Origin of the sequence: Agrobacterium leguminum, assembly GCF_005144435.2 — a bacterium.
GTDB classification, from domain to species: Bacteria; Pseudomonadota; Alphaproteobacteria; order Rhizobiales; family Rhizobiaceae; genus Agrobacterium; species Agrobacterium leguminum.
Genome location: NZ_CP120211.1, coordinates 1270855 through 1288957 on the forward strand (window position 1 = coordinate 1270855; position 18103 = coordinate 1288957).

Annotated in this window: 16 protein-coding genes; 8 read left to right on the top strand and 8 right to left on the bottom strand. The window is 60.3% G+C overall.

The window, feature by feature from the left end:
• Nucleotides 1–3: 3 nt before the first annotated feature.
• Nucleotides 4–1353, bottom strand: a complete 1350-nt coding sequence (gene hemN, locus CFBP4996_RS06325) for an oxygen-independent coproporphyrinogen III oxidase (RefSeq protein ID WP_080851945.1) — start codon at nucleotides 1351–1353, stop codon at nucleotides 4–6.
• A gap of 213 nt (nucleotides 1354–1566) precedes the next feature.
• Between hemN and fnrN the strand changes: the two genes are divergently transcribed.
• On the top strand, nucleotides 1567–2292 hold the full coding sequence (fnrN, locus tag CFBP4996_RS06330; protein ID WP_080851943.1) for a transcriptional regulator FnrN: 726 nt from the start codon (nucleotides 1567–1569) through the stop codon (nucleotides 2290–2292).
• Between the two features lie 293 nt (nucleotides 2293–2585).
• Here fnrN and CFBP4996_RS06335 read toward each other — a convergent pair whose 3' ends face one another.
• Together CFBP4996_RS06335 and CFBP4996_RS06340 are read right to left on the bottom strand one after the other, a co-directional pair.
• On the bottom strand, nucleotides 2586–2894 hold the full coding sequence (locus CFBP4996_RS06335; RefSeq protein ID WP_080851942.1) for a hypothetical protein: 309 nt from the start codon (nucleotides 2892–2894) through the stop codon (nucleotides 2586–2588).
• A gap of 33 nt (nucleotides 2895–2927) precedes the next feature.
• Nucleotides 2928–3401 carry a hypothetical protein gene (locus CFBP4996_RS06340; RefSeq protein WP_233283526.1) on the bottom strand — a complete coding sequence of 158 codons (474 nt, stop codon included), beginning with the start codon at nucleotides 3399–3401 and terminating at the stop codon, nucleotides 2928–2930.
• 91 nt (nucleotides 3402–3492) lie between these two features.
• On the opposite strand from CFBP4996_RS06340, the gene CFBP4996_RS06345 reads away from it, so the two are divergent.
• The 6 genes from CFBP4996_RS06345 (at nucleotide 3493) to CFBP4996_RS06370 (ending at nucleotide 10122) form a co-directional block, all read left to right on the top strand.
• Nucleotides 3493–5352, top strand: a complete 1860-nt coding sequence (locus CFBP4996_RS06345) for a PHA/PHB synthase family protein (protein WP_080851940.1) — start codon at nucleotides 3493–3495, stop codon at nucleotides 5350–5352.
• A 30-nt stretch (nucleotides 5353–5382) separates the two neighbouring features.
• Nucleotides 5383–6102 (top strand): DNA/RNA nuclease SfsA, encoded by a 720-nt coding sequence (gene sfsA / locus CFBP4996_RS06350; protein ID WP_080851939.1) that lies wholly within the window; start codon nucleotides 5383–5385, stop codon nucleotides 6100–6102.
• A gap of 31 nt (nucleotides 6103–6133) precedes the next feature.
• Nucleotides 6134–6973: a type I methionyl aminopeptidase gene (map, locus tag CFBP4996_RS06355; protein WP_080851937.1), complete on the top strand. Its 840-nt coding sequence runs from the start codon at nucleotides 6134–6136 to the stop codon at nucleotides 6971–6973.
• Nucleotides 6974–6987: 14 nt separating this feature from the next.
• The gene (gene radC, locus CFBP4996_RS06360) at nucleotides 6988–7821 is read left to right on the top strand and encodes a RadC family protein (RefSeq protein ID WP_080851935.1); all 834 of its coding nucleotides are present in this window, start codon (nucleotides 6988–6990) and stop codon (nucleotides 7819–7821) included.
• A 137-nt stretch (nucleotides 7822–7958) separates the two neighbouring features.
• Entirely contained in the window at nucleotides 7959–8381 is a 423-nt protein-coding gene (locus tag CFBP4996_RS06365; RefSeq protein ID WP_080851933.1) for a TadE/TadG family type IV pilus assembly protein, read from the top strand.
• Between the two features lies 1 nt (nucleotide 8382).
• Nucleotides 8383–10122 carry a TadG family pilus assembly protein gene (locus CFBP4996_RS06370; protein ID WP_080816944.1) on the top strand — a complete coding sequence of 580 codons (1740 nt, stop codon included), beginning with the start codon at nucleotides 8383–8385 and terminating at the stop codon, nucleotides 10120–10122.
• 67 nt (nucleotides 10123–10189) lie between these two features.
• Here the strand turns inward: CFBP4996_RS06370 and CFBP4996_RS06375 are convergent, their stop codons facing one another.
• The 4 genes from CFBP4996_RS06375 to rpiA form a co-directional block, all read right to left on the bottom strand.
• Entirely contained in the window at nucleotides 10190–11566 is a 1377-nt protein-coding gene (locus CFBP4996_RS06375; protein WP_035262011.1) for a class II 3-deoxy-7-phosphoheptulonate synthase, read from the bottom strand.
• Between the two features lie 248 nt (nucleotides 11567–11814).
• Nucleotides 11815–13200, bottom strand: coding sequence for a glutathione-disulfide reductase (gene gor, locus CFBP4996_RS06380; RefSeq protein WP_080851925.1), 1386 nt, complete (start codon nucleotides 13198–13200; stop codon nucleotides 11815–11817).
• A 146-nt stretch (nucleotides 13201–13346) separates the two neighbouring features.
• Nucleotides 13347–13916: a DUF2059 domain-containing protein gene (locus tag CFBP4996_RS06385; protein ID WP_003524811.1), complete on the bottom strand. Its 570-nt coding sequence runs from the start codon at nucleotides 13914–13916 to the stop codon at nucleotides 13347–13349.
• A 16-nt stretch (nucleotides 13917–13932) separates the two neighbouring features.
• Nucleotides 13933–14628, bottom strand: coding sequence for a ribose-5-phosphate isomerase RpiA (rpiA, locus tag CFBP4996_RS06390; RefSeq protein WP_035262017.1), 696 nt, complete (start codon nucleotides 14626–14628; stop codon nucleotides 13933–13935).
• A 190-nt stretch (nucleotides 14629–14818) separates the two neighbouring features.
• Between rpiA and CFBP4996_RS06395 the strand changes: the two genes are divergently transcribed.
• On the top strand, nucleotides 14819–15520 hold the full coding sequence (locus tag CFBP4996_RS06395) for a phosphoglycolate phosphatase (RefSeq protein ID WP_080851923.1): 702 nt from the start codon (nucleotides 14819–14821) through the stop codon (nucleotides 15518–15520).
• 312 nt (nucleotides 15521–15832) lie between these two features.
• On the opposite strand, the gene CFBP4996_RS06400 is transcribed toward CFBP4996_RS06395, so the two are convergent.
• The gene (locus CFBP4996_RS06400; RefSeq protein WP_481158976.1) at nucleotides 15833–17782 is read right to left on the bottom strand and encodes a L,D-transpeptidase family protein; all 1950 of its coding nucleotides are present in this window, start codon (nucleotides 17780–17782) and stop codon (nucleotides 15833–15835) included.
• Nucleotides 17783–18103: the final 321 nt, after the last annotated feature.

Consider the following 18103-nt stretch of genomic DNA (forward strand, 5'->3'; position numbering starts at 1 on the left):
TGCCTAAACAGCAACCGAATGACGGCCGCGTCCATTGCCGAGATAGGCGTCGAAGATTGCCGCGATGTTACGCACGAAGGGCTTTCCAGCCTCCGTCACCGCAAAAATATCGGCGTCCATCCGCACCACGCCATCCCTGTCGCTTGCGGCAAAATGCTGCGCCTGGGCTCTCACGGAATGGCTCGCCTTGCCGAAACGGTGCTGCAAATGCGAAAGATCGATAGCGAAATCGCACATCAGCCTTTCGATGACATGCGAGCGCAGATGATCGTCCTGCGACAACTCTATGCCCTTGACGGCGGCAAGACCGCCCTCGCCCACCATCCGCTGATATTCCCCCGTCGCCACCATGTTCTGCACATAGCCCTGCGGCAGCCTGCCGATGGATGATGCGCCAAGCCCGATCAGCGCATCGGCCGTGTCGGTCGTATAACCCTGAAAATTCCGCCGCAGGGCGCCCGCTTCGGCGGCCTGACACAATGTATCGGTCGGCTTGGCGAAGTGATCGATGCCGATGGCCTCGTAACCCGCCTGTTTCAGCATCTCCGCCGCCATCGTCATCTGGCGGTAGCGCTCGGCAATATCCGGCAGGGCGTGCTCCGGGATCAACGACTGGTGTTTTTTCATCCACGGAACATGCGCATAACCGAAAAGCGCGATGCGATCGGGGTCGAGCGACACGATCTGGTTCACCGTCTTTTCCAATGTCCCGCAGGTCTGGAACGGCAACCCATAAAGAATGTCGCAATTGACCGAGTGAACACCCCTCGCCCGCACCGCATCCACCACGGATTTCGTCTGTTCGAAGGACTGGATGCGGTTGATGGTTTTTTGCACTTTGTCATCGAAGTCCTGAACCCCGAGGCTCGCCCGCGACATGCCGATGGCGGCAAGCGCATCGTAGCGGCTGTCATCCAGATCGTTGGGGTCCATCTCGACGCTGATCTCGGGTGCGAGGCCGAAGGTGAAATGACGCCGCAGACAGTCCATCAGGCTCTGCATGTCCTCCGGCTTCAGCATGGTGGGCGAGCCGCCGCCGAAATGCACGGCACTCACCACCGCATCCGGCGAAACAAGTGCGCCGACGGCTTCGATCTCCTGCTTAAGTGCTTCAAGATAAACGGCAATCGGCTCGTATTTCAGCGTGTGCTTGGTGTGGCAGGCGCAGAACCAGCAAAGCCGGTCGCAATAGGGAATATGCAGATAAAGTGACAGGCGATTCCTGTGACCGAGCGCGCCGAGCCAGCGGCGATAGGCGCCATTATCGATTCCCTCGTGGAAATGCGGCGCGGTCGGATAGCTCGTGTAACGCGGCACTGCACCCGAATATTTGTGAAGAAGTTCGGTATTCATCGCCCGATTTGCCTTTTATCAAGAAAATGTCGATTTCCTCTCTTTCAGTAACGGCTGCGACAGTTTGCAACTTTGACTTCAATCAAATTGCACCGTAAGTTCTTGCTAAAGTAGACGCAGGGGCGACGGCTACGTGGCGAAAGCCTTGCATGAGACCGGATTTGACACCCACGGTCGCAATCGTCCTGAAAAAGCCAGCATTGGAAAAGGCTTATGGACACGCTGCAGAAGACCATCCACAATTCGGAAGAACCCGTCGTTTGTCGCTCCTGCGAGGCGCGCCATGGCGGGCTTTGCAGCAGCCTGACGCCCCAGCAGCTTTGCGAGCTGAACCGCCATTCCAGCCGTAAGAAACTGGAAGCGGGCAATGAGCTTCTTGGCCAGGGCGAACTCGTCACCTCCTACGGCAATATTTTGAACGGCGTAGTGAAGCTGTCGAAAATGATGTCGGACGGCCGCCAGCAGATCGTCGGCCTGCAATTCGCACCGGACTTTCTCGGCCGCCCCTTCATGGCGGAAAGCAAGATGACGGCGGAAGCCGCAACCGATGTGGAGATTTGTCTCTTCCCGCGCCGCGTCGTCGACCGGATGGTTTCCGAAGTGCCCGATATGGAACGCAAGCTCCACAACCAGTCCCTGAAGGAGCTGGACGAGGCGCGCGACTGGATGCTGACACTGGGGCGCAAATCGGCGCAGGAAAAGGTTGCCAGCTTCCTTTACATGATCGCCACCCATATCGACCCGGAAAACGACGACAAATCCTGTTTCGACCTGCCGCTTTCACGCGCCGATATCGCCGATTTCCTCGGGCTCACCATCGAGACCGTTAGCCGGCAAATGACCAAGCTGCGCAAGGAAGGCATTATCCGCATCGAGAACAATCGCCACATCACCGTGCCCGATCTCGACGTGCTGAGCGAAGCCGCCGGCAACGACTGACGGAATTCGCCTCTCACTGCCCCTGAAGTGCAGGTGCCCCGAAATTGATGTGCGGCGCCCGCGCCTGAGCGGGTGCGAGCGCAAAACCGGCAAGAACCAGCAAAGCGGCGATGCATTTCATGATATTTCACCCCGTGCCCCGCTTTTTCAGCGGCCTGTTTGTTATGGCCGCATCATAAGCGGCAAACCTCATCCATCCGCTTAACATCTTGGGTAAGCGGAAGGTTCAGAGGCAGGGTAAAGAAGGGGTTATGATTGCCGCTCCTCCCGCAAGAGAGAGCCGTCGAAGCAAATCAGGCTTTCGCTGCAAGCAGCAACAGGACGAGGGAGAGAGGGCTGGACATGCCGGCCAGTACAAAAGCGAATACGCAGGCGACCCCGTAACTTAGCCACCCTAAACGATATCGCGTGGCCGCACCCCACAAGCAAACTAAAATATTCAGAACAAAGATCGATATACCGAGAAACATCGACGGCCCTACGTCGAGTAAGCGCAGGACAAGAGGCAGAACGCCCAACAAAACTACAAAAACTAAAAGCACTTTTGGATTGCGCATTTCGACCAAAACCGGTTTCGCAAAATATAGCGCCAAAGCTGCCATACGCGATGGCCATAGCATGTATTGATTTGGGATTTATTGCGAGGCGGCAGGCGTCGCAACCGGCTTCTGGTTTTCGGCAAGCGCCCGCAGCTCCGCCACGCGGCGCTTGTATTCGGCTTCCGAAATCTGGCCGTTGCGCCGTGCCGCACCGAGGCGCGACAGGCTCGATTCCATGGTGGAGGCCTCATCCTCGCCCATCTGGGTGCCTGCGGCCGTCAGCGGCTGCGAGAAGGTCGGATAGGTGCCGGTGTCGCGCTTCTGGCTCACCGCAGTGTCGCTGACCGGGCGCGGGCCGACAATTTCGGCCGTCGGGCGGCGCATATGGGCGGGCGCGACGATCGGCTCCGGAGCCTTGCAGGCGGCAAGTGTGGCGGCGAGCATTGCGCCGGAGAGCGAAAGCACAGCGATTCTTGCCGCATTTTCCGCATATGTTCCCCATGTGCCCATGTGCTTGCCCATCGTCATGTTCCGCCTGTAAGGATATCTGCCGATATCGAATTCGACCATGGTTCGGCCCTTTGCGGCCTCCCCTTGCTGGTGGAACTTGTATTCGTTTTCATGCAGAATGTGCAAACACAAATTTGGTGGAGGATGGTGCATGGCAGGTGTTGACGGCGGGGACGCGAAAAAGGGCGGCAAAACGCCCGGCTTCGACGCCAGCTCCGCCGAGGCCTACCTGATCCGCGACCCGGAAACCTTCGCGATCAATATCGCCCGTGCGCTTGAAAATCTCGGCAAGGCCGCATCCGAGTGGCTGGCGCCGCGCGAACGCGGTGAGATTCCCCAGACCAGCGCCGATCCGGTAACCGATCTCGTCAAGACGCTCTCCGACGTCGCCGAATACTGGATGGCCGAACCGAAGCGCTCGCTCGAGGCGCAGACCCAACTGCTTTCCAGCTATTACGATCTCTGGGCGAAATCAGTGGCGCAGTTTTCCGGCGATGCCGATTCGGCCCCGGAAAAACCCACCGAAAGCGGCCCTGCGGAACGCAGGAGCAGGCGTTTTGCCGACGCCGACTGGCAGGCCAATCCGTTCTTCGATTTTCTCCTGAAAGCCTACCAGACCACCGTTGGTTTCGCCGACCGGATGGTGACGGAGGCAGACGGGCTGGACGAACATACCCGCACCAAGGCGCTGTTTTACATGCGCCAGGTGACGGAGGCCCTTTCGCCGGCCAATTTCGTCTTCACCAATCCGCAGGTCTTCCGCGAAACGGTCGCCTCCAGCGGCGCCAATCTCGTCAAGGGCATGGCGCAACTGGCGGAGGATGTCGCGGCCGGCAACGGCCACCTGAAACTGCGCCAGACCGATTACAGCAAATTCGTCATCGGCCAGAATATCGCCGTCACGCCGGGCAAAGTGGTGGCGAAAAGCCCGCTCTGCGAAATCATCCACTATGCGCCGACGACGCAAAAGGCCTTCAAACGGCCTTTGCTGATCGTGCCGCCATGGATCAACAAATTCTACATCCTCGATCTCAACCCACAGAAATCCTTCGTCGGCTGGTGCCTCGAGCAGGGCCACAGCGTCTTCATGGTCTCCTGGATCAACCCGGATGCCCGCCTCGCCGACAAGGGCTGGGATGATTACGTCCGCGAAGGCATCGATTTTGCGCTGGACACCATCGAGGAGCGGACCGGCGAAAAAGAAATCAACGCCATCGGTTATTGCGTCGGCGGCACGCTTTTATCCTCGGCGCTGGCGCTGCATGCGCAGCAAGGCGATGAGCGCATCCGCAGCGCCACGCTGCTGGCGGCCCAGACCGATTTCATCCATGCCGGCGATCTCAAGGTCTTCATAGACGAAGGCCAGCTTGCCGCGCTGGACAAGCACATGCAGGCGGTCGGTTATCTCGACGGCTCGATCATGGCCACCGTCTTCAACATGCTGCGCGCCTCCGATCTCATCTGGCCCTATGTGGTCGATAACTACCTGCGCGGCGCCGAGCCCCTGCCCTTCGACCTGCTCTACTGGAACTCCGATTCGACGCGGGTGACGGCCGCCAGCCACTCGTTTTATCTGCGCAATTGTTACCTTGAGAACAATCTCGCCCGCGGGCTGATGCGGGTCGCCGGCAAGCGGATCAATCTCGGCGATATCAAAATCCCGGTCTATGATCTCGCCACCCGCGACGACCATATCGCCCCGGCGAAATCGGTCTTTACGGGTGCTGCGCTGTTCGGCGGGCCGGTGGAATTCGTGCTCGGCGCATCCGGCCACATAGCCGGCGTCATCAATCCGCCGCAGCTTGAAAAATACCAATATTGGACAGGCCCGTCACCGGCCGGAGACTTCGATGCCTGGCAGGCCGTCGCCACCCCGCATAAGGGCTCCTGGTGGGTGCACTGGCAGAACTGGATCGAAAGCCAGGATGGCGAGAAGGTAAAGGCGCGAAAACCGGAGGACGGCAAGCGCCCCGTGCTCGGCGATGCGCCGGGAACCTACGTCCTCTCCTGACCCTCCATCATTTCTCACCTTTCAGGCCACATGTTCTTCACACACCCGCTTACTCCCGCCACGCTGATTTCCCGCTACAAGCGTTTCCTGTTCGACGCTGTTCTGGAAGACGGCACTGCGATCACCGGCTCTTGCCCCAATACCGGCTCCATGCGCGGGCTTACGGCTCCGGGCTCCCGCATATGGCTGTCGGAACATGACAGCCCGACCCGCAAGTACCGGCACATGCTGGAAATGGTCGAGGCCGATGGCACCACGGTCGGCATCAACACCGGCATGCCGAACCGGCTGGCGGAAGAAGCGATCCTGAACGGCCGTATTCCGGAACTTGCCGGCTATTCGACGATCCGGCGCGAACAGAAATACGGCCGCAATTCCCGCATCGATTTCCTGCTGTCCGAGCCCGGCCGGCCGGACGCCTATGTGGAAGTGAAGAACGTGCATTTCATGCGCGAACAAGGCCTCGCCGAATTTCCCGATACCGCCACCAAACGCGGTGCGAAACATCTGGAGGAACTGGGTGACGCTGCGCAAGCAGGTTACCGTACGGTGATGCTCTATCTCATCCAGCGCGACGATTGCGACCGGATGCGCATCTGCGACGATCTCGATCCCGTCTATGCGCTGGCGTTTCAGCGGGCGATGGCGCGCGGCGTGGAGGCCTATGCGGTGAAATGCACGGTCTCCCCGGCACAAATTTCGGTCAGCGGAACGGTTAAGATGGACGAATGGCGTCCGGCTGTTTTATGAACAGGGACGTAAAGAGACAGAAAGCACCAAGATGGTCACCTATATCGACGCAGCCTCCGCCCCCCTCAAGAATACCGGCGTCATCCGCCTCTATACCGCTGAGGACTTCGACGGGATGCGCAAGGCGTGCCAGCTGACGGCGCGCTGCCTCGATGAACTCGCCGCAATCGTCAAGCCGGGCGTGACGACCGACGCCATCGATCGTTTCGTCTTGGAATTCGGCGCCGACCACGGCGCGCTGCCGGCAACGCTGAATTATCGCGGCTATACCAAATCCGTCTGCACCTCGATCAACCACGTCGTCTGCCACGGTATTCCGGATGCGAAGCCGCTGCGCGAAGGCGATATCGTCAATATCGACGTGACCTATGTGCTGGATGGCTGGCATGGCGATTCGAGCCGCATGTATCCGGTCGGCCAGATCAAGCGCGCCGCCGAGCGGCTGATGGAAGTGACCTATGAATGCCTGCTGCGCGGCATCGCGGCGGTGAAGCCCGGCGTGCGCACCGGCGCAATCGGCGCGGCGATCCAGGCCTATGCGGAAGCCGAGCGCTGCTCTGTCGTGCGCGATTTCTGCGGCCATGGCGTCGGACGCCTGTTCCACGACACGCCGAACATCCTGCATTACGGCCGCCCGGACGAAGGGCCGGAAATCCGCGAAGGCATGATCTTCACCATCGAGCCGATGATCAATCTCGGCAAACCGCATGTGAAGGTGCTTTCCGACGGATGGACGGCGGTAACGCGCGACCGGTCGCTCTCCGCCCAATATGAACATGCCGTCGGCGTCACGGCCACGGGCTGCGAAATCTTCACACTGTCGCCCGGCGGCTTCGACCGTCCGGGCCTGCCGCCGCTTCCCCCCGCATAAGGCCAGACCCGCCTATGGCAAAACGCCCCGCCCCGCCTTCCGCCGATCTTTCCAAAACTCCCGGCTTTCAGGCGGGCGAAGGCGATCTGTTCAACGGAGCGGATGAGCGCGGTTTTTTTGCCGAATCGCGAAGCGGCGCGAAAAGGCCGGCAGCCATCGTCGAACAGGAAACGGATACCGTCCATTATCATGGACATCGCGACCGGCTGCGGGCGCGTTATCGCGATGGCGGCGACGCGGCGCTCGCCGATTATGAATTGCTGGAGCTTCTTCTCTTCCGGCTGATCCCGCGGCGCGATACCAAACCCATCGCCAAGGCCCTGATCGCCCGTTTCGGAACGCTTGGCAGCGTGCTCGGCGCGCCCTTGCCGCTGTTGCAGGAGGTGAAGGGCGTGGGCGAAACCGTGGCGCTCGATCTGAAGCTTGTCGCCTCCGTTTCCCAGCGCATGCTGAAAAGCGAAATCCGCAACAAGCAGGTGCTCGGCTCCTGGTCCTCGGTCATCGATTATTGCCATGCCGCCATGGCCCATGAAACGCGCGAACAGTTCCGCGTCCTGTTCCTCGACAAGCGCAACGTCCTGATCGCCGATGAGGTGCAGGGTCAGGGAACCGTGGATCACACGCCGGTCTACCCGCGCGAAGTGGTGCGCCGCGCCCTTGAACTTTCATCTACCGCCTTGATTTTAATCCACAATCATCCAAGTGGAGACCCAACCCCTTCGCGCGCCGATATCGAGATGACCAAGACCATCATCGATACGGCAAAGCCGCTCGGCATCACCGTCCACGACCACATCATCATCGGCAAGGACGGCCACGCCAGCTTCAAAGGCCTTCGGCTGATTTGAAGTAAACGCGAAAGTTTAAGAAGAGCTGCAACCCATAGGAGCGGCATCAACACAAAATTAACACCTATAAATTAGCATTTCCGAAAATAATAAATCAAGGCATCGAACCTTGATGCCTGAAGGAACGGGGGTGCTTTATGTTTAATGGAGTGCGTTTCTTTCGCGATAGATCTGGCTCGTCTGCTGTCGAGTTCGCCATCGTCGCACCGATATTCTTTCTCGTCCTGCTCACCATGATCGCCTATGGCATTTATCTGATGGCGGCCTATTCGGTGCAGCAGATCGCCGCCGACGCGGCGCGGACGGCGGTTGCCGGCCTCAATACGACCGAGCGCCAGCAGCTTGCCCGGGATTTCGTCACCAAAAGCGACCTCAGCTACGCCTTCATGGACAAGAGCCGCTTCACCGTCAATGTCGCCACGGATCCCACCAATGCCAACCAGTTCACGGTGAAGGTCGAATATGACGCCCGCGATCTGCCGATCTGGAGCCTCTACAGCTACACCCTGCCCGAGCCGGTCATCCGGCGTTTTTCCACCATCCGGATCGGAGGAGCATGACATGCGAGATATTCATTCCCTGCTTCCCCGCTTCCTCAAGGATAAAACGGGCAACATCGCCATTTCGGCGGGGCTCACCGCACCGCTCTTCATCGGCATATTGGCGCTCGGCGTCGACTACGGTTATCTGACATTGCAGAAACGGCAATTGCAGCAGACCGCCGATCTCGCGGCCATATCGGCAGCAGCCAACGCCACGGACGCCGAAAAGGCGGTTCAGCAATATTTCGCCCTCAATGGCATGGATCTCGGCGTCAGGACGGCCCAGGGCCTTTTGACCGAAAAGGGCCTGCAACCCTTCGACCCGCTGAATGAATTCGCCAACAGCAAGGGTTATGCCGAGGTCATCAAGGGTCACTACGAGCCGGATGCGACAGTCCCGGTCGGCCAGCGTTTCGTCGATAACGCCCTGCCCACCAATGCGATAAAGGTGAACATCGTCGAACAGGGCCAGATATTCTTCGCTTCCGCCTTCACCAAGCCGCCAAAGGTCTCGGCGGTCGGAACAGCCTCGTCCCAGAGGATCGCGGCATTTTCGGTGGGATCGCGGCTCGCCAGCCTCGATGAGGGAATTCTCAACAGCCTGCTCGGCGGCCTGCTCGGCACCACGGTTTCATTGAAACTCATGGATTATCAGGCGCTTCTCGCCGCCGATGTCAATGCGCTGAAGATCGTCGAGGCGCTGGCCATCGATCTCAACCTCACCGCCGGCACCTATAAGGATGTTCTGAAGACGGAAATCAGCTACGGCAAATTCCTCGACGTGCTGACGAAAACCACGGGATTGCAGCCGGCGGTCGTCAACATTTTGAATACGCTGCAAAAAACGGTCAACAAGAGCAATGTCAAGATCAAGCTCGAGGAGATCCTCAATCTCGGCCCGTTCTCGGACAAGCTGATCGGGACGGGCGAAAACCTCAAGGTCACCGCCGGCGTCTTCGATCTCATCAATGCCGCCGCCGTGGCGGGCAATGGCGGCAACCAGCTGGGGCTTAATATCAACGCCAATCTTCTCGGCCTCGCCTCGGTCAAGGCAACGCTCGCCATCGGTGAACCGCCGGTCGAAACGCCATCGCTTGCCGTCGGCGGTCAGGGCACCGTGGTGCGCACCGCACAGACCCGTCTTGCGGTCAGTGTCGTGGTGGACGGGCTTCAGGCCATTGCCGGCCTCAAGGTCAATCTCCCGCTTTATGTGGAAGTCGCCCATGCCGAAGCGCGGCTTGCCGATATTCGCTGCACGGGCGGCGGACAGGGCACCGTCGATGTCGAGGTCGTTCCCGGCGTCGTCGAAATCGCCCTTGGCAATGTCGATACCACGGCCTTTGCCAATTTCGGCAGGGACCCGCGCGTCACCAAGGCCGCAATCGTGGACTCGGCGCTGCTCGCCATCAATGGCAGCGCCCTCATCAACGCCACCAATATGACCAAGACCAAGCTGACCTTCACGCAGTCCGATATTACCCAGGCCAAGATCAAGAGTGTCTCCACCAAGGACACCGTCACCACTCTTGTCAGTTCACTGCTGAAGAACCTCAACCTGGATATCAGGCTTCTCTTCCTCAACCTGGATTTGGGAGGTCTGGCGGGCATTCAGTCGGCGCTTGCCAACACGCTCGCGGCAGTCACCGCTCCGGTCGATCAGCTGCTCTACAACGTGCTTCTGGTTCTCGGCGTCAAGATCGGCGAAGCCGATGTGCGGGTCACGGATGTCCGCTGCCAACAGCCGGCGCTGGTGCAATAATTCAGTACCGCGCATGAAAAAGCCGCCGGAGGGTCTCCCGGCGGCTTTTTTGTTTATGGTTGTCAGATCAGGCGTTGGCGATTGCCAGACGCTTCTCATCGCGGCCGCTCTTCATGCGCTCGGACAGCAGGAACGCCAGTTCCAGAGCCTGATCGGCATTGAGGCGCGGATCGCAATGGGTGTGGTAACGGTCGGACAGCGAATCCGCCGTCACGGCGCGCGCGCCGCCCGTGCATTCCGTCACGTCCTTGCCGGTCATCTCGATATGGATGCCGCCCGGATGCGTGCCTTCGGCGCGGTGGATCTGGAAGAAGCTTTCCACTTCCGACAGGATGCGCTCGAACGGACGCGTCTTGTAGTGGTTGAGCGTGATCGTGTTGCCATGCATCGGATCGCAGGACCAGACGACCTTGCGGCCCTCTTTTTCCACCGCGCGGATGAGCTTCGGCAGGCTGTCCGCCACCTTGTCATGACCGAAACGGCAAATCAGCGTCAGGCGGCCGGCCTCGTTCGCCGGGTTCAGCGCATCGATCAGCTCGATCAGATTGTCGGGCGTCAGCGACGGGCCGCACTTCAGGCCGATCGGGTTCTTGATGCCACGGAAATATTCCACATGCGCATGGTCGAGCTGGCGCGTGCGGTCGCCGATCCAGATCATATGGCCCGAGGTGGCGTACCAGTCGCCGGAGGTGGAATCGACGCGGGTGAGCGCCTCTTCGTAACCGAGAAGCAGCGCCTCATGGCTGGTGAAGAAGTCGGTCTCGCGCAGGCTCGGATTGCTCTCCGCCGTGATCCCGATCGCCTTCATGAAATCCATGGTCTCGGAAATCCGGTCGGCCAGCTTGCGGTAACGGTCCGCCTGCGGGCTGTCCTTGATGAAACCGAGCATCCACTGGTGAACGTTTTCAAGGTTGGCGTAACCGCCCATCGCGAAAGCGCGTAGCAGGTTCAGCGTCGCCGCCGACTGGCGGTAGGCGTCGAGCTGGCGCTCCGGGTTCGGAATGCGCGAGGCCTCGTTGAATTCGATGCCGTTGATGATGTCGCCGCGGTAAGACGGCAGCGTCACGCCATCCTGCGCTTCCACGTTGGAAGAGCGCGGCTTGGCGAACTGACCGGCAATGCGGCCGACCTTTACGACGGGCAGCTGCGCGCCATAGGTCAGCACGACGGCCATCTGCAGGAACGCGCGGAAGAAGTCGCGGATATTGTCCGCGCCATGTTCGGCGAAACTTTCGGCGCAATCGCCGCCCTGCAGCAGGAAGGCGTTGCCTTCCGCCACATTGGCAAGCTGCTTCTTCAGGCGGCGGGCTTCACCGGCAAAGACCAGGGGCGGATAGGTCGCAAGCGTGGCTTCCGTTGCCGCAAGCGCTGCCGCATCCGGATATTCGGGAACCTGCTGGATCGGTTTCTGCCGCCAGCTGCCGGGGGTCCAATTCTGTGCCATGTTCTCACCCTTTTCTCGCCCGCGCGACGTCGCGCGGCCGCCTCGAAAAATTGAGCGGCTTATAGCTCCAAGCATCGGCTTTGCATAGCCGATCCCTGAGCCATCCGGCTCATTCTGCCCGTTTTGAGCGCTCCAGACGCACAAAAGTCAATTCAAACGATTTAACAACCCCGCCGCCCTTCGAAAACTTCGCTTTCAAAGGGCGGCAGGCTGATGTGGGCGACGATTATATCACGCCTGTACCGGCGTTACACACGCTCGCCATTCACGACGCGATAGCTCGGCGAATACATCGTCACCAGCTCTTCGGCGGCCGTCGGATGAACCGCCATGGTGCGATCGAAATCATCCTTGGTGCAGCCGGCTTTCAGCGTGATGCCGAGAAGCTGCGCCATCTCGCCTGCCTCATGGCCGAGAATATGCGCGCCGACGACCTTGCGGTCGGCGGCATTGACGATCAGCTTCATGATCGTCTTTTCCTGACGGCCGGAAAGCGTCGCCTTCATCGGCCGGAACTGGGCGCGATAAACTTCCAGTTCCGGATATTTCTTACCGGCTTCCTCTTCCGAAAGACCGACGGTTCCAATTTCCGGCTGCGAGAACACCGCCGTCGCGATCAACTCGTGATCCGGCTTGGTCGGGTTGTTCTTGTATTCGGTTTCGATGAAGCACATGGCCTCATGGATCGCCACCGGCGTCAGCTGTACCCGGTCGGTGACGTCGCCCAGAGCGAAGATATTCGGAACGTTGGTCCGCGAATAGTCGTCGACGACGATCGCGCCGCGCGCATCCAGCTTCACGCCGGCGTTTTCGAGACCGAGACCCTTCGTGTTCGGATCGCGCCCGAGCGCCAGCATCACCGTCTCGACGGCAAGCGTGCCATGGTTCTTGGTGCGGGCCTGCAATGCGCCCTCACCCTTCGTCACTTCTTCGATGACATCGCCGAGCAGTATCTTGATGCCCTTGGCTTCCATGGCCTCGTGCAGGCCCTTGCGCATGTCCTGATCGAAACGCGACAGGATTTCCTTGCCGCGATAGATCAGGGTCGTTTCGACGCCGAGCCCATGGAATATATTGGCGAATTCGACCGCGATGTAACCGCCGCCGGCGATCAGGATCGACTTCGGCAGCTCTTCCAGGTCGAAGGCCTCGTTGGACGAGATCGTCAGCTCATGGCCGGGCAGCGCCTTGTGCTCGTTCGGCGTACCGCCGACGGCAATCACGATGCGCTCGGCGGTGAAGGTCTCGCCGGTTTTCGTCAGCTTCACGGTATGGGCGTCGACCAGTTCCGCCCGGCTGTCGAAAATATCGGCCTTGGCGTTTTCCAGACCCTTGCGGTAGAGCCCTTCGAGACGGGTGATTTCCTTGTCCTTGGCCGCGATCAGCTTCTTCCAGTCGAAGCTGAGCTCGCCGACGCTCCAGCCGAATCCTTCCGAATCCTCGAAATGCTCAGGGAATTGCGAGGCATAGACAAACAGCTTCTTCGGCACGCAGCCGCGGATGACGCAGGTTCCGCCATAGCGGTATTCCTCGGCGATTGCGACGCGCTTGCCGAGCGAGGCCGCCACGCGGCCGCTGCGCACGCCGCCTGAACCGCCACCGATGACGAAAAGATCGTAGTCATAAGCTGTCATAGTCAAAACCCCTGATCAAAACGACGCCATCAGCCTCAAGGCGAACGGTGGCGTCTTCACGGCACATATAGGTGCTGCAACGCACAAATGAAAAGCCCGGTCTTGCGACCGGGCTTTGAATATTTCTGAACTGTCTGTTCATTCAATCAGGGCTTGGGAGCCGCCGGAGCACCGCCCGTGGCGTTCTGATCGGCCGGAAGCGGCTTCAGATCGGCGCCGGCAACCTTCTGCAGTTCCGACATGCTGGAAGCGTTGAGGTCGCGGTTGATGCCGGCTGCCCAGATGTCGGCGGCCTTCATCAGTTCGCGCGTGGCGATGGGGCCGTCCTTCAGGAGCTTCTTGCCGGCTTCGCTGCTGTAGAAGGTGGAAATGGCGTTCAGCTCTTCGACGGTGAAGGCGCGCGCATAGGTGAGCGCTGCTTCGCGCTCCAGATCGGCGCGGCGCGGCGCAAGCTCGAGAGCCTTCGCGTCAACAGTCTCGGTGATTGCGTCCTGAACGTTCGGCGAAGCCTGAATGAGTTCGGCCTTCAGACGCTCCGCCAGACCCGGCAGAATGTCGTCGAAACGGTCGGTAACGCCAAGAGAGGTGATCGCCTGCCGTGCGGCAGCGATATGCGCTTCCGAAATTTCCTGAGCGCGTGCGGCAGTACCGAACACGATGCCGGAAATGAGGATCGAAGCAGCGGCAGCTTTGCCCAGTCCCGCTAGTTTGACCATGAAAATCTCGCTCCTGTTATACTGCCTGCATCACGCGGGCACCTTCAGGACCCGCGATAATGGCAAGCGATGCCAAATTTATGAAAAGTCCGTGCTCGACGACACCGGGAATCGTGTTCAGCTCGCGTGCTAGCGCTTCTGCATCAGGAATACGGCCAAAAGATGCGTCGAGGATAAGGTGCCCGCCATCGGTCATGAAGGCGCCGTCGCCGGAAGAACGCATCGTCAGCGTGCCGGAAAGCCCGGAACGCGCCGCCAGTTTTTCGATGGCGATACGCGTCGCCACCTGGCCGAACGGGTTGATTTCGATGGGCAGCGGAAAGGCGCCCAGCGTCTCCACCACCTTGCTCTGGTCGGCAATCACGATCATTCGGGCGGATGCCGCCGCAACGATCTTTTCGCGCAGCAGCGCGCCGCCGCCGCCCTTGACGAGACGCAGCGCATGATCGACCTCATCCGCACCGTCGATGGTCAGATCCAGTTCCGGCAACTCGTCGAGGGATTTCAGCGGCACGCCAAGCTCGACGCACAGGCGCGCGGTGCGCTCGGATGTCGGCACGCCCTCGACCTTCAGACCGGCGGCGACCTTTTCGGCCAGAAGCCTGACGAATTCCTCGGCCGTCGAACCCGTGCCGATACCGAGCCGCATCCCATCCTGTACGTGGGACAATGCGGCCTCGGCGGCCTTGATCTTCATCTGGCGGGCATCCATGTGCCTGAAACTCCGGTAACTTTGTCGTCGCCGTGCTGTTTACACGGGTCGAAAGCCAAACGAAAGCCTTTTTCAAGCCAACGAACAGAACGTTGTGACGCGGTTGCAAAGACAGGCCCGTTTGCCTAGGCTTGGCGTGAATGCAAGCACCGATACATCAGTTACACGCATTCCCGAGAGGCCAGTTCCCGTGACATCCCGCCCGCTCTCCCCGCTCGCCATTTTCGATCTCGACGGCACGCTGGTCGATACCGCCGCCGATCTGGTCTCGAGCCTCAACCACACCATTGCCGCAGCCGGCCTTGCCCCCGTCACCTATGACGACCTGACCCACCTCGTCGGCCAGGGCGCGCGGGTCATGATCAAGCGCGCCTTCGCGCTTCGCGAGACGGAACTGCCGGAAGCCGAAATCGAGCCGCTCTATGAGCGCTTCATCACCCATTACCGCGCCGAAATGCCCGGCGAGAGCCGCCCCTATCCCGGCATTGTCGATACTCTGGAGGCGCTTTCGGAAGCCGGCATCACGCTTGCCGTCTGCACCAACAAGACTGAAATCCTCGCTCTGCCGCTGCTCGAAGAACTCGGTCTGACACGCTATTTCGCCGCCATCACCTGCGGCGACACCTTCTCCTTCCGCAAGCCGGATGCCCGCCATATTCTCGGCACCATCGAAAAAGCCGGCGGCGACGTCCAGCGCTCCATCATGGTTGGCGACAGCATCAACGACATTCTCGCTGCAAAGAACGCCGCCGTCCCGTCGATTGGCGTGACCTTCGGTTATTCGGATGTGCCGATGGTTGAATTGGAGCCGGATGTCGTGATCGACGATTTCACTGAATTGACGCCGGCGCTGTTCGAAGAACTGGTTGCGAAGGGTGCAGCAGCCGCCTGAGAGGCTGGACCAGACAAGTAAAGCGCCAGGGAACGGCGATTCCGACGTCGATGAGAGCTGAACAACCTCTCTTCCGTCATGCCGGACTTGATCCGGCATCCAGCCACGGCGCGTCTGCGCGGTGAAAGGGCTCTCGTGCGATCAAGGACTTGATCGCGCTGGCCCCCGGATCAAGTCCGGGGTGACGGAGTACGGTGTTGCCGTTAACGCCAAAATGTAGCAGGCGGACTCCAGCACCAAACAAATTGGGCAGGCCTTTCCTTCAAACAAAAAAGCGCCGTCTCCGGCGCTTTTTTCTTGATGCTATCCTAATCAGATCGACGCGGCCCGCGCCTTCGTCGTCACGGCGAACGCCTTCTGCACATAGCTGTCGCGATCATAGACATCGTCGAAGAACTGCACCTTGCCGTCCTTGTCCGGCCAGGCGGTGAAATAGGCCACGTAGACCGGAACCTTCTCCGGCACCTGCACGGCGCGGTTCTTGCCGGATGCGATCTGCTCTCCGACCTTGTCGACGCTGGTGCCGAGAACGGCGGCGGCCATGCGGCGCGGATCGACCAGACGGATACAGCCATGGCTCAGCGCCCGCATGTCGCGGTTGAAGAAGCTCTTGGCCGGCGTGTCATGCATGTAGATGGCATGCGCATTGGGGAACAGGATTTTCAGGTCGCCCAGCGCATTGTCGCTGCTCGGCGGCTGGCGCACGGAAACGGCGTTTGTGGAGCCATACCAGTTGACGCTGGTGGAGGAGACGGCACGACCGCCCACCTGCACTTCGTAACCCAGCCGGTCGAGATAGGACGGATCGCGGCGCAGCTTCGGCAGCATCTCGTTGACGATGATCGACTGCGGCACGCCCCAATAGGGGTTGAACTCGACGGTCTGGATTTCGTCCTGGAAGAAATAGGTCTGATTGGCCTTGGAGCCGACGACCACCTTCATGCCGAACTGTTCCTGGCCGTCATTGTGGTAATAGGCCATGAAGGCGGGCTGGTTGATGAAGACATAACGCTGGCCGAGATCGGCCGGCAGCCAGCGGACCTGCTCCATGGCCACCTGCACCTTGGCGATCTTCGCGTCATTGCTTTCGCCGACCATGGCGCGCACGGTGGCGCGGCCGATCACGCCATCGGGCTTCAGGCCGTTTTCGCTCTGGAACGCCTTCACCAGATCGACGAGATCGGGCGTATAGTCCGGCGTCTGCTGGTAAGCGGAAATGATCGCGGCATGCTCGGCCTTGAAGGCGGGCGAAGCGCGATGTTCGATGGCCTTGACGACATTGGCCATATCCGCGCTGCTGTTGCCGGGCTTCAGCACCAGATCGGCGGGAACGCGGACGACATGCGCCGCATCGCCCTCACCGCGCAGGCGGGCAAGCTCCGCCTTCAGCGCCAGATATTCGGCGCTAGACGGTTCGCGGCTGCGCAGATAGGCGGCAACATCGGGGCTCAGGCCCGCAAGCTTCAGCACCGGTGCGAGGTTCACCGTCTTGCGCTTGAAATCGTGATAGCCGGAGAGCCGGTTCGGATCGACACGGCCACGGGCCGTATCCTGCACATAGGCGAGAACCTTGGCGGAAAGCGCCAGCTCGAACTGCATCTGCGCCCGCTGATAGGCGTCGGACACGGGTGCCGAGGCCGTCTCCACCGGCGTATCGGTCGCAGCCGCACCGGAAGCGTTGCTGATGCTGGCCGTCACATCCTTTGCCGGCGACGAAATGCTGTAATCGGCCGGATCGAGGCCGCTTTCACCGACCGTCTCGAGAAAGGCGATGACAGCATTGGCGCGCGCGGTCAGCTCGCCTTCCGAAACCCAGAGCGTCTTGCCACCGGCGCCGTAATAGGCTTCCAGCGCCTTGGCGATCTCGGGGGTGGCGCTGAATTTCAGATTGGCAAGGCCTTCACCGAAATTCGCCGTGTTCACCGCACGGGCCGCATCCGCCTTGTAGTCGTAATAGCGCGGGCCGGAAACACGCGGCAGCGGCTCGGGATCGGAAGCATCGGCACTTTGGCCGGCACTCGATCCGGGGGGCGAGGTGACGATGCCGGCCGGCGGCAACTCACCGCGATCACGCGCGATCTTGCCAGGGCCGCCGCGCAGGAGGTCCATCAGCGTTACCGCACCGGCGCTGCCGGGAAGAGCGGTGGAAACGGAAAGACCGAGAGCCAGCACCAGTGCTGCCGATGTTTTTCCAGATGTGACTTGCAATTTGATCCTCGTAGCACCCAGCACCGCCAGCGAAAGGGCGGGCATCAGTTTCATGCTTGTCTAGCCGATCGACGGCCCGTTGAAAAGAAAACGCGAAAAAGCCCACAACCGTGCCGAAATGAACCTTATGATACAGCCAAAGCCGTAAAAACGTAATTTCCAGAATTGGCGAGAATGGTTAAATTTCCATTTATTTCATTCACTTTGCCCTGCCCCATCAGACCTTCCGGGTGCCCCGGAAAGCCCGGTTTTCCAGCCATTTCGCGTCGTAGTAAAAATGACACGCCGGCGCCTTTTTCACCCTGCACCGCGCCTTACGGCGAAATCGCTTTTGCGCGGCGGGAAATATCTGCCTCCGCTGCATTGCAGCGCTTT

Bases quoted from the DNA above. Each gene is read 5' to 3' on its own strand.
- hemN (WP_080851945.1), bottom strand. From the start codon at position 1,353: ATGAATACCGAACTTCTTCACAAATATTCGGGTGCAGTGCCGCGTTAC.
- fnrN (WP_080851943.1), top strand. From the start codon at position 1,567: ATGGACACGCTGCAGAAGACCATCCACAATTCGGAAGAACCCGTCGTT.
- CFBP4996_RS06335 (WP_080851942.1), bottom strand. From the start codon at position 2,894: ATGGCAGCTTTGGCGCTATATTTTGCGAAACCGGTTTTGGTCGAAATG.
- CFBP4996_RS06340 (WP_233283526.1), bottom strand. From the start codon at position 3,401: ATGGTCGAATTCGATATCGGCAGATATCCTTACAGGCGGAACATGACG.
- CFBP4996_RS06345 (WP_080851940.1), top strand. From the start codon at position 3,493: ATGGCAGGTGTTGACGGCGGGGACGCGAAAAAGGGCGGCAAAACGCCC.
- sfsA (WP_080851939.1), top strand. From the start codon at position 5,383: ATGTTCTTCACACACCCGCTTACTCCCGCCACGCTGATTTCCCGCTAC.
- map (WP_080851937.1), top strand. From the start codon at position 6,134: ATGGTCACCTATATCGACGCAGCCTCCGCCCCCCTCAAGAATACCGGC.
- radC (WP_080851935.1), top strand. From the start codon at position 6,988: ATGGCAAAACGCCCCGCCCCGCCTTCCGCCGATCTTTCCAAAACTCCC.
- CFBP4996_RS06365 (WP_080851933.1), top strand. From the start codon at position 7,959: ATGTTTAATGGAGTGCGTTTCTTTCGCGATAGATCTGGCTCGTCTGCT.
- CFBP4996_RS06370 (WP_080816944.1), top strand. From the start codon at position 8,383: ATGCGAGATATTCATTCCCTGCTTCCCCGCTTCCTCAAGGATAAAACG.
- CFBP4996_RS06375 (WP_035262011.1), bottom strand. From the start codon at position 11,566: ATGGCACAGAATTGGACCCCCGGCAGCTGGCGGCAGAAACCGATCCAG.
- gor (WP_080851925.1), bottom strand. From the start codon at position 13,200: ATGACAGCTTATGACTACGATCTTTTCGTCATCGGTGGCGGTTCAGGC.
- CFBP4996_RS06385 (WP_003524811.1), bottom strand. From the start codon at position 13,916: ATGGTCAAACTAGCGGGACTGGGCAAAGCTGCCGCTGCTTCGATCCTC.
- rpiA (WP_035262017.1), bottom strand. From the start codon at position 14,628: ATGGATGCCCGCCAGATGAAGATCAAGGCCGCCGAGGCCGCATTGTCC.
- CFBP4996_RS06400 (WP_481158976.1), bottom strand. From the start codon at position 17,782: ATGAAACTGATGCCCGCCCTTTCGCTGGCGGTGCTGGGTGCTACGAGG.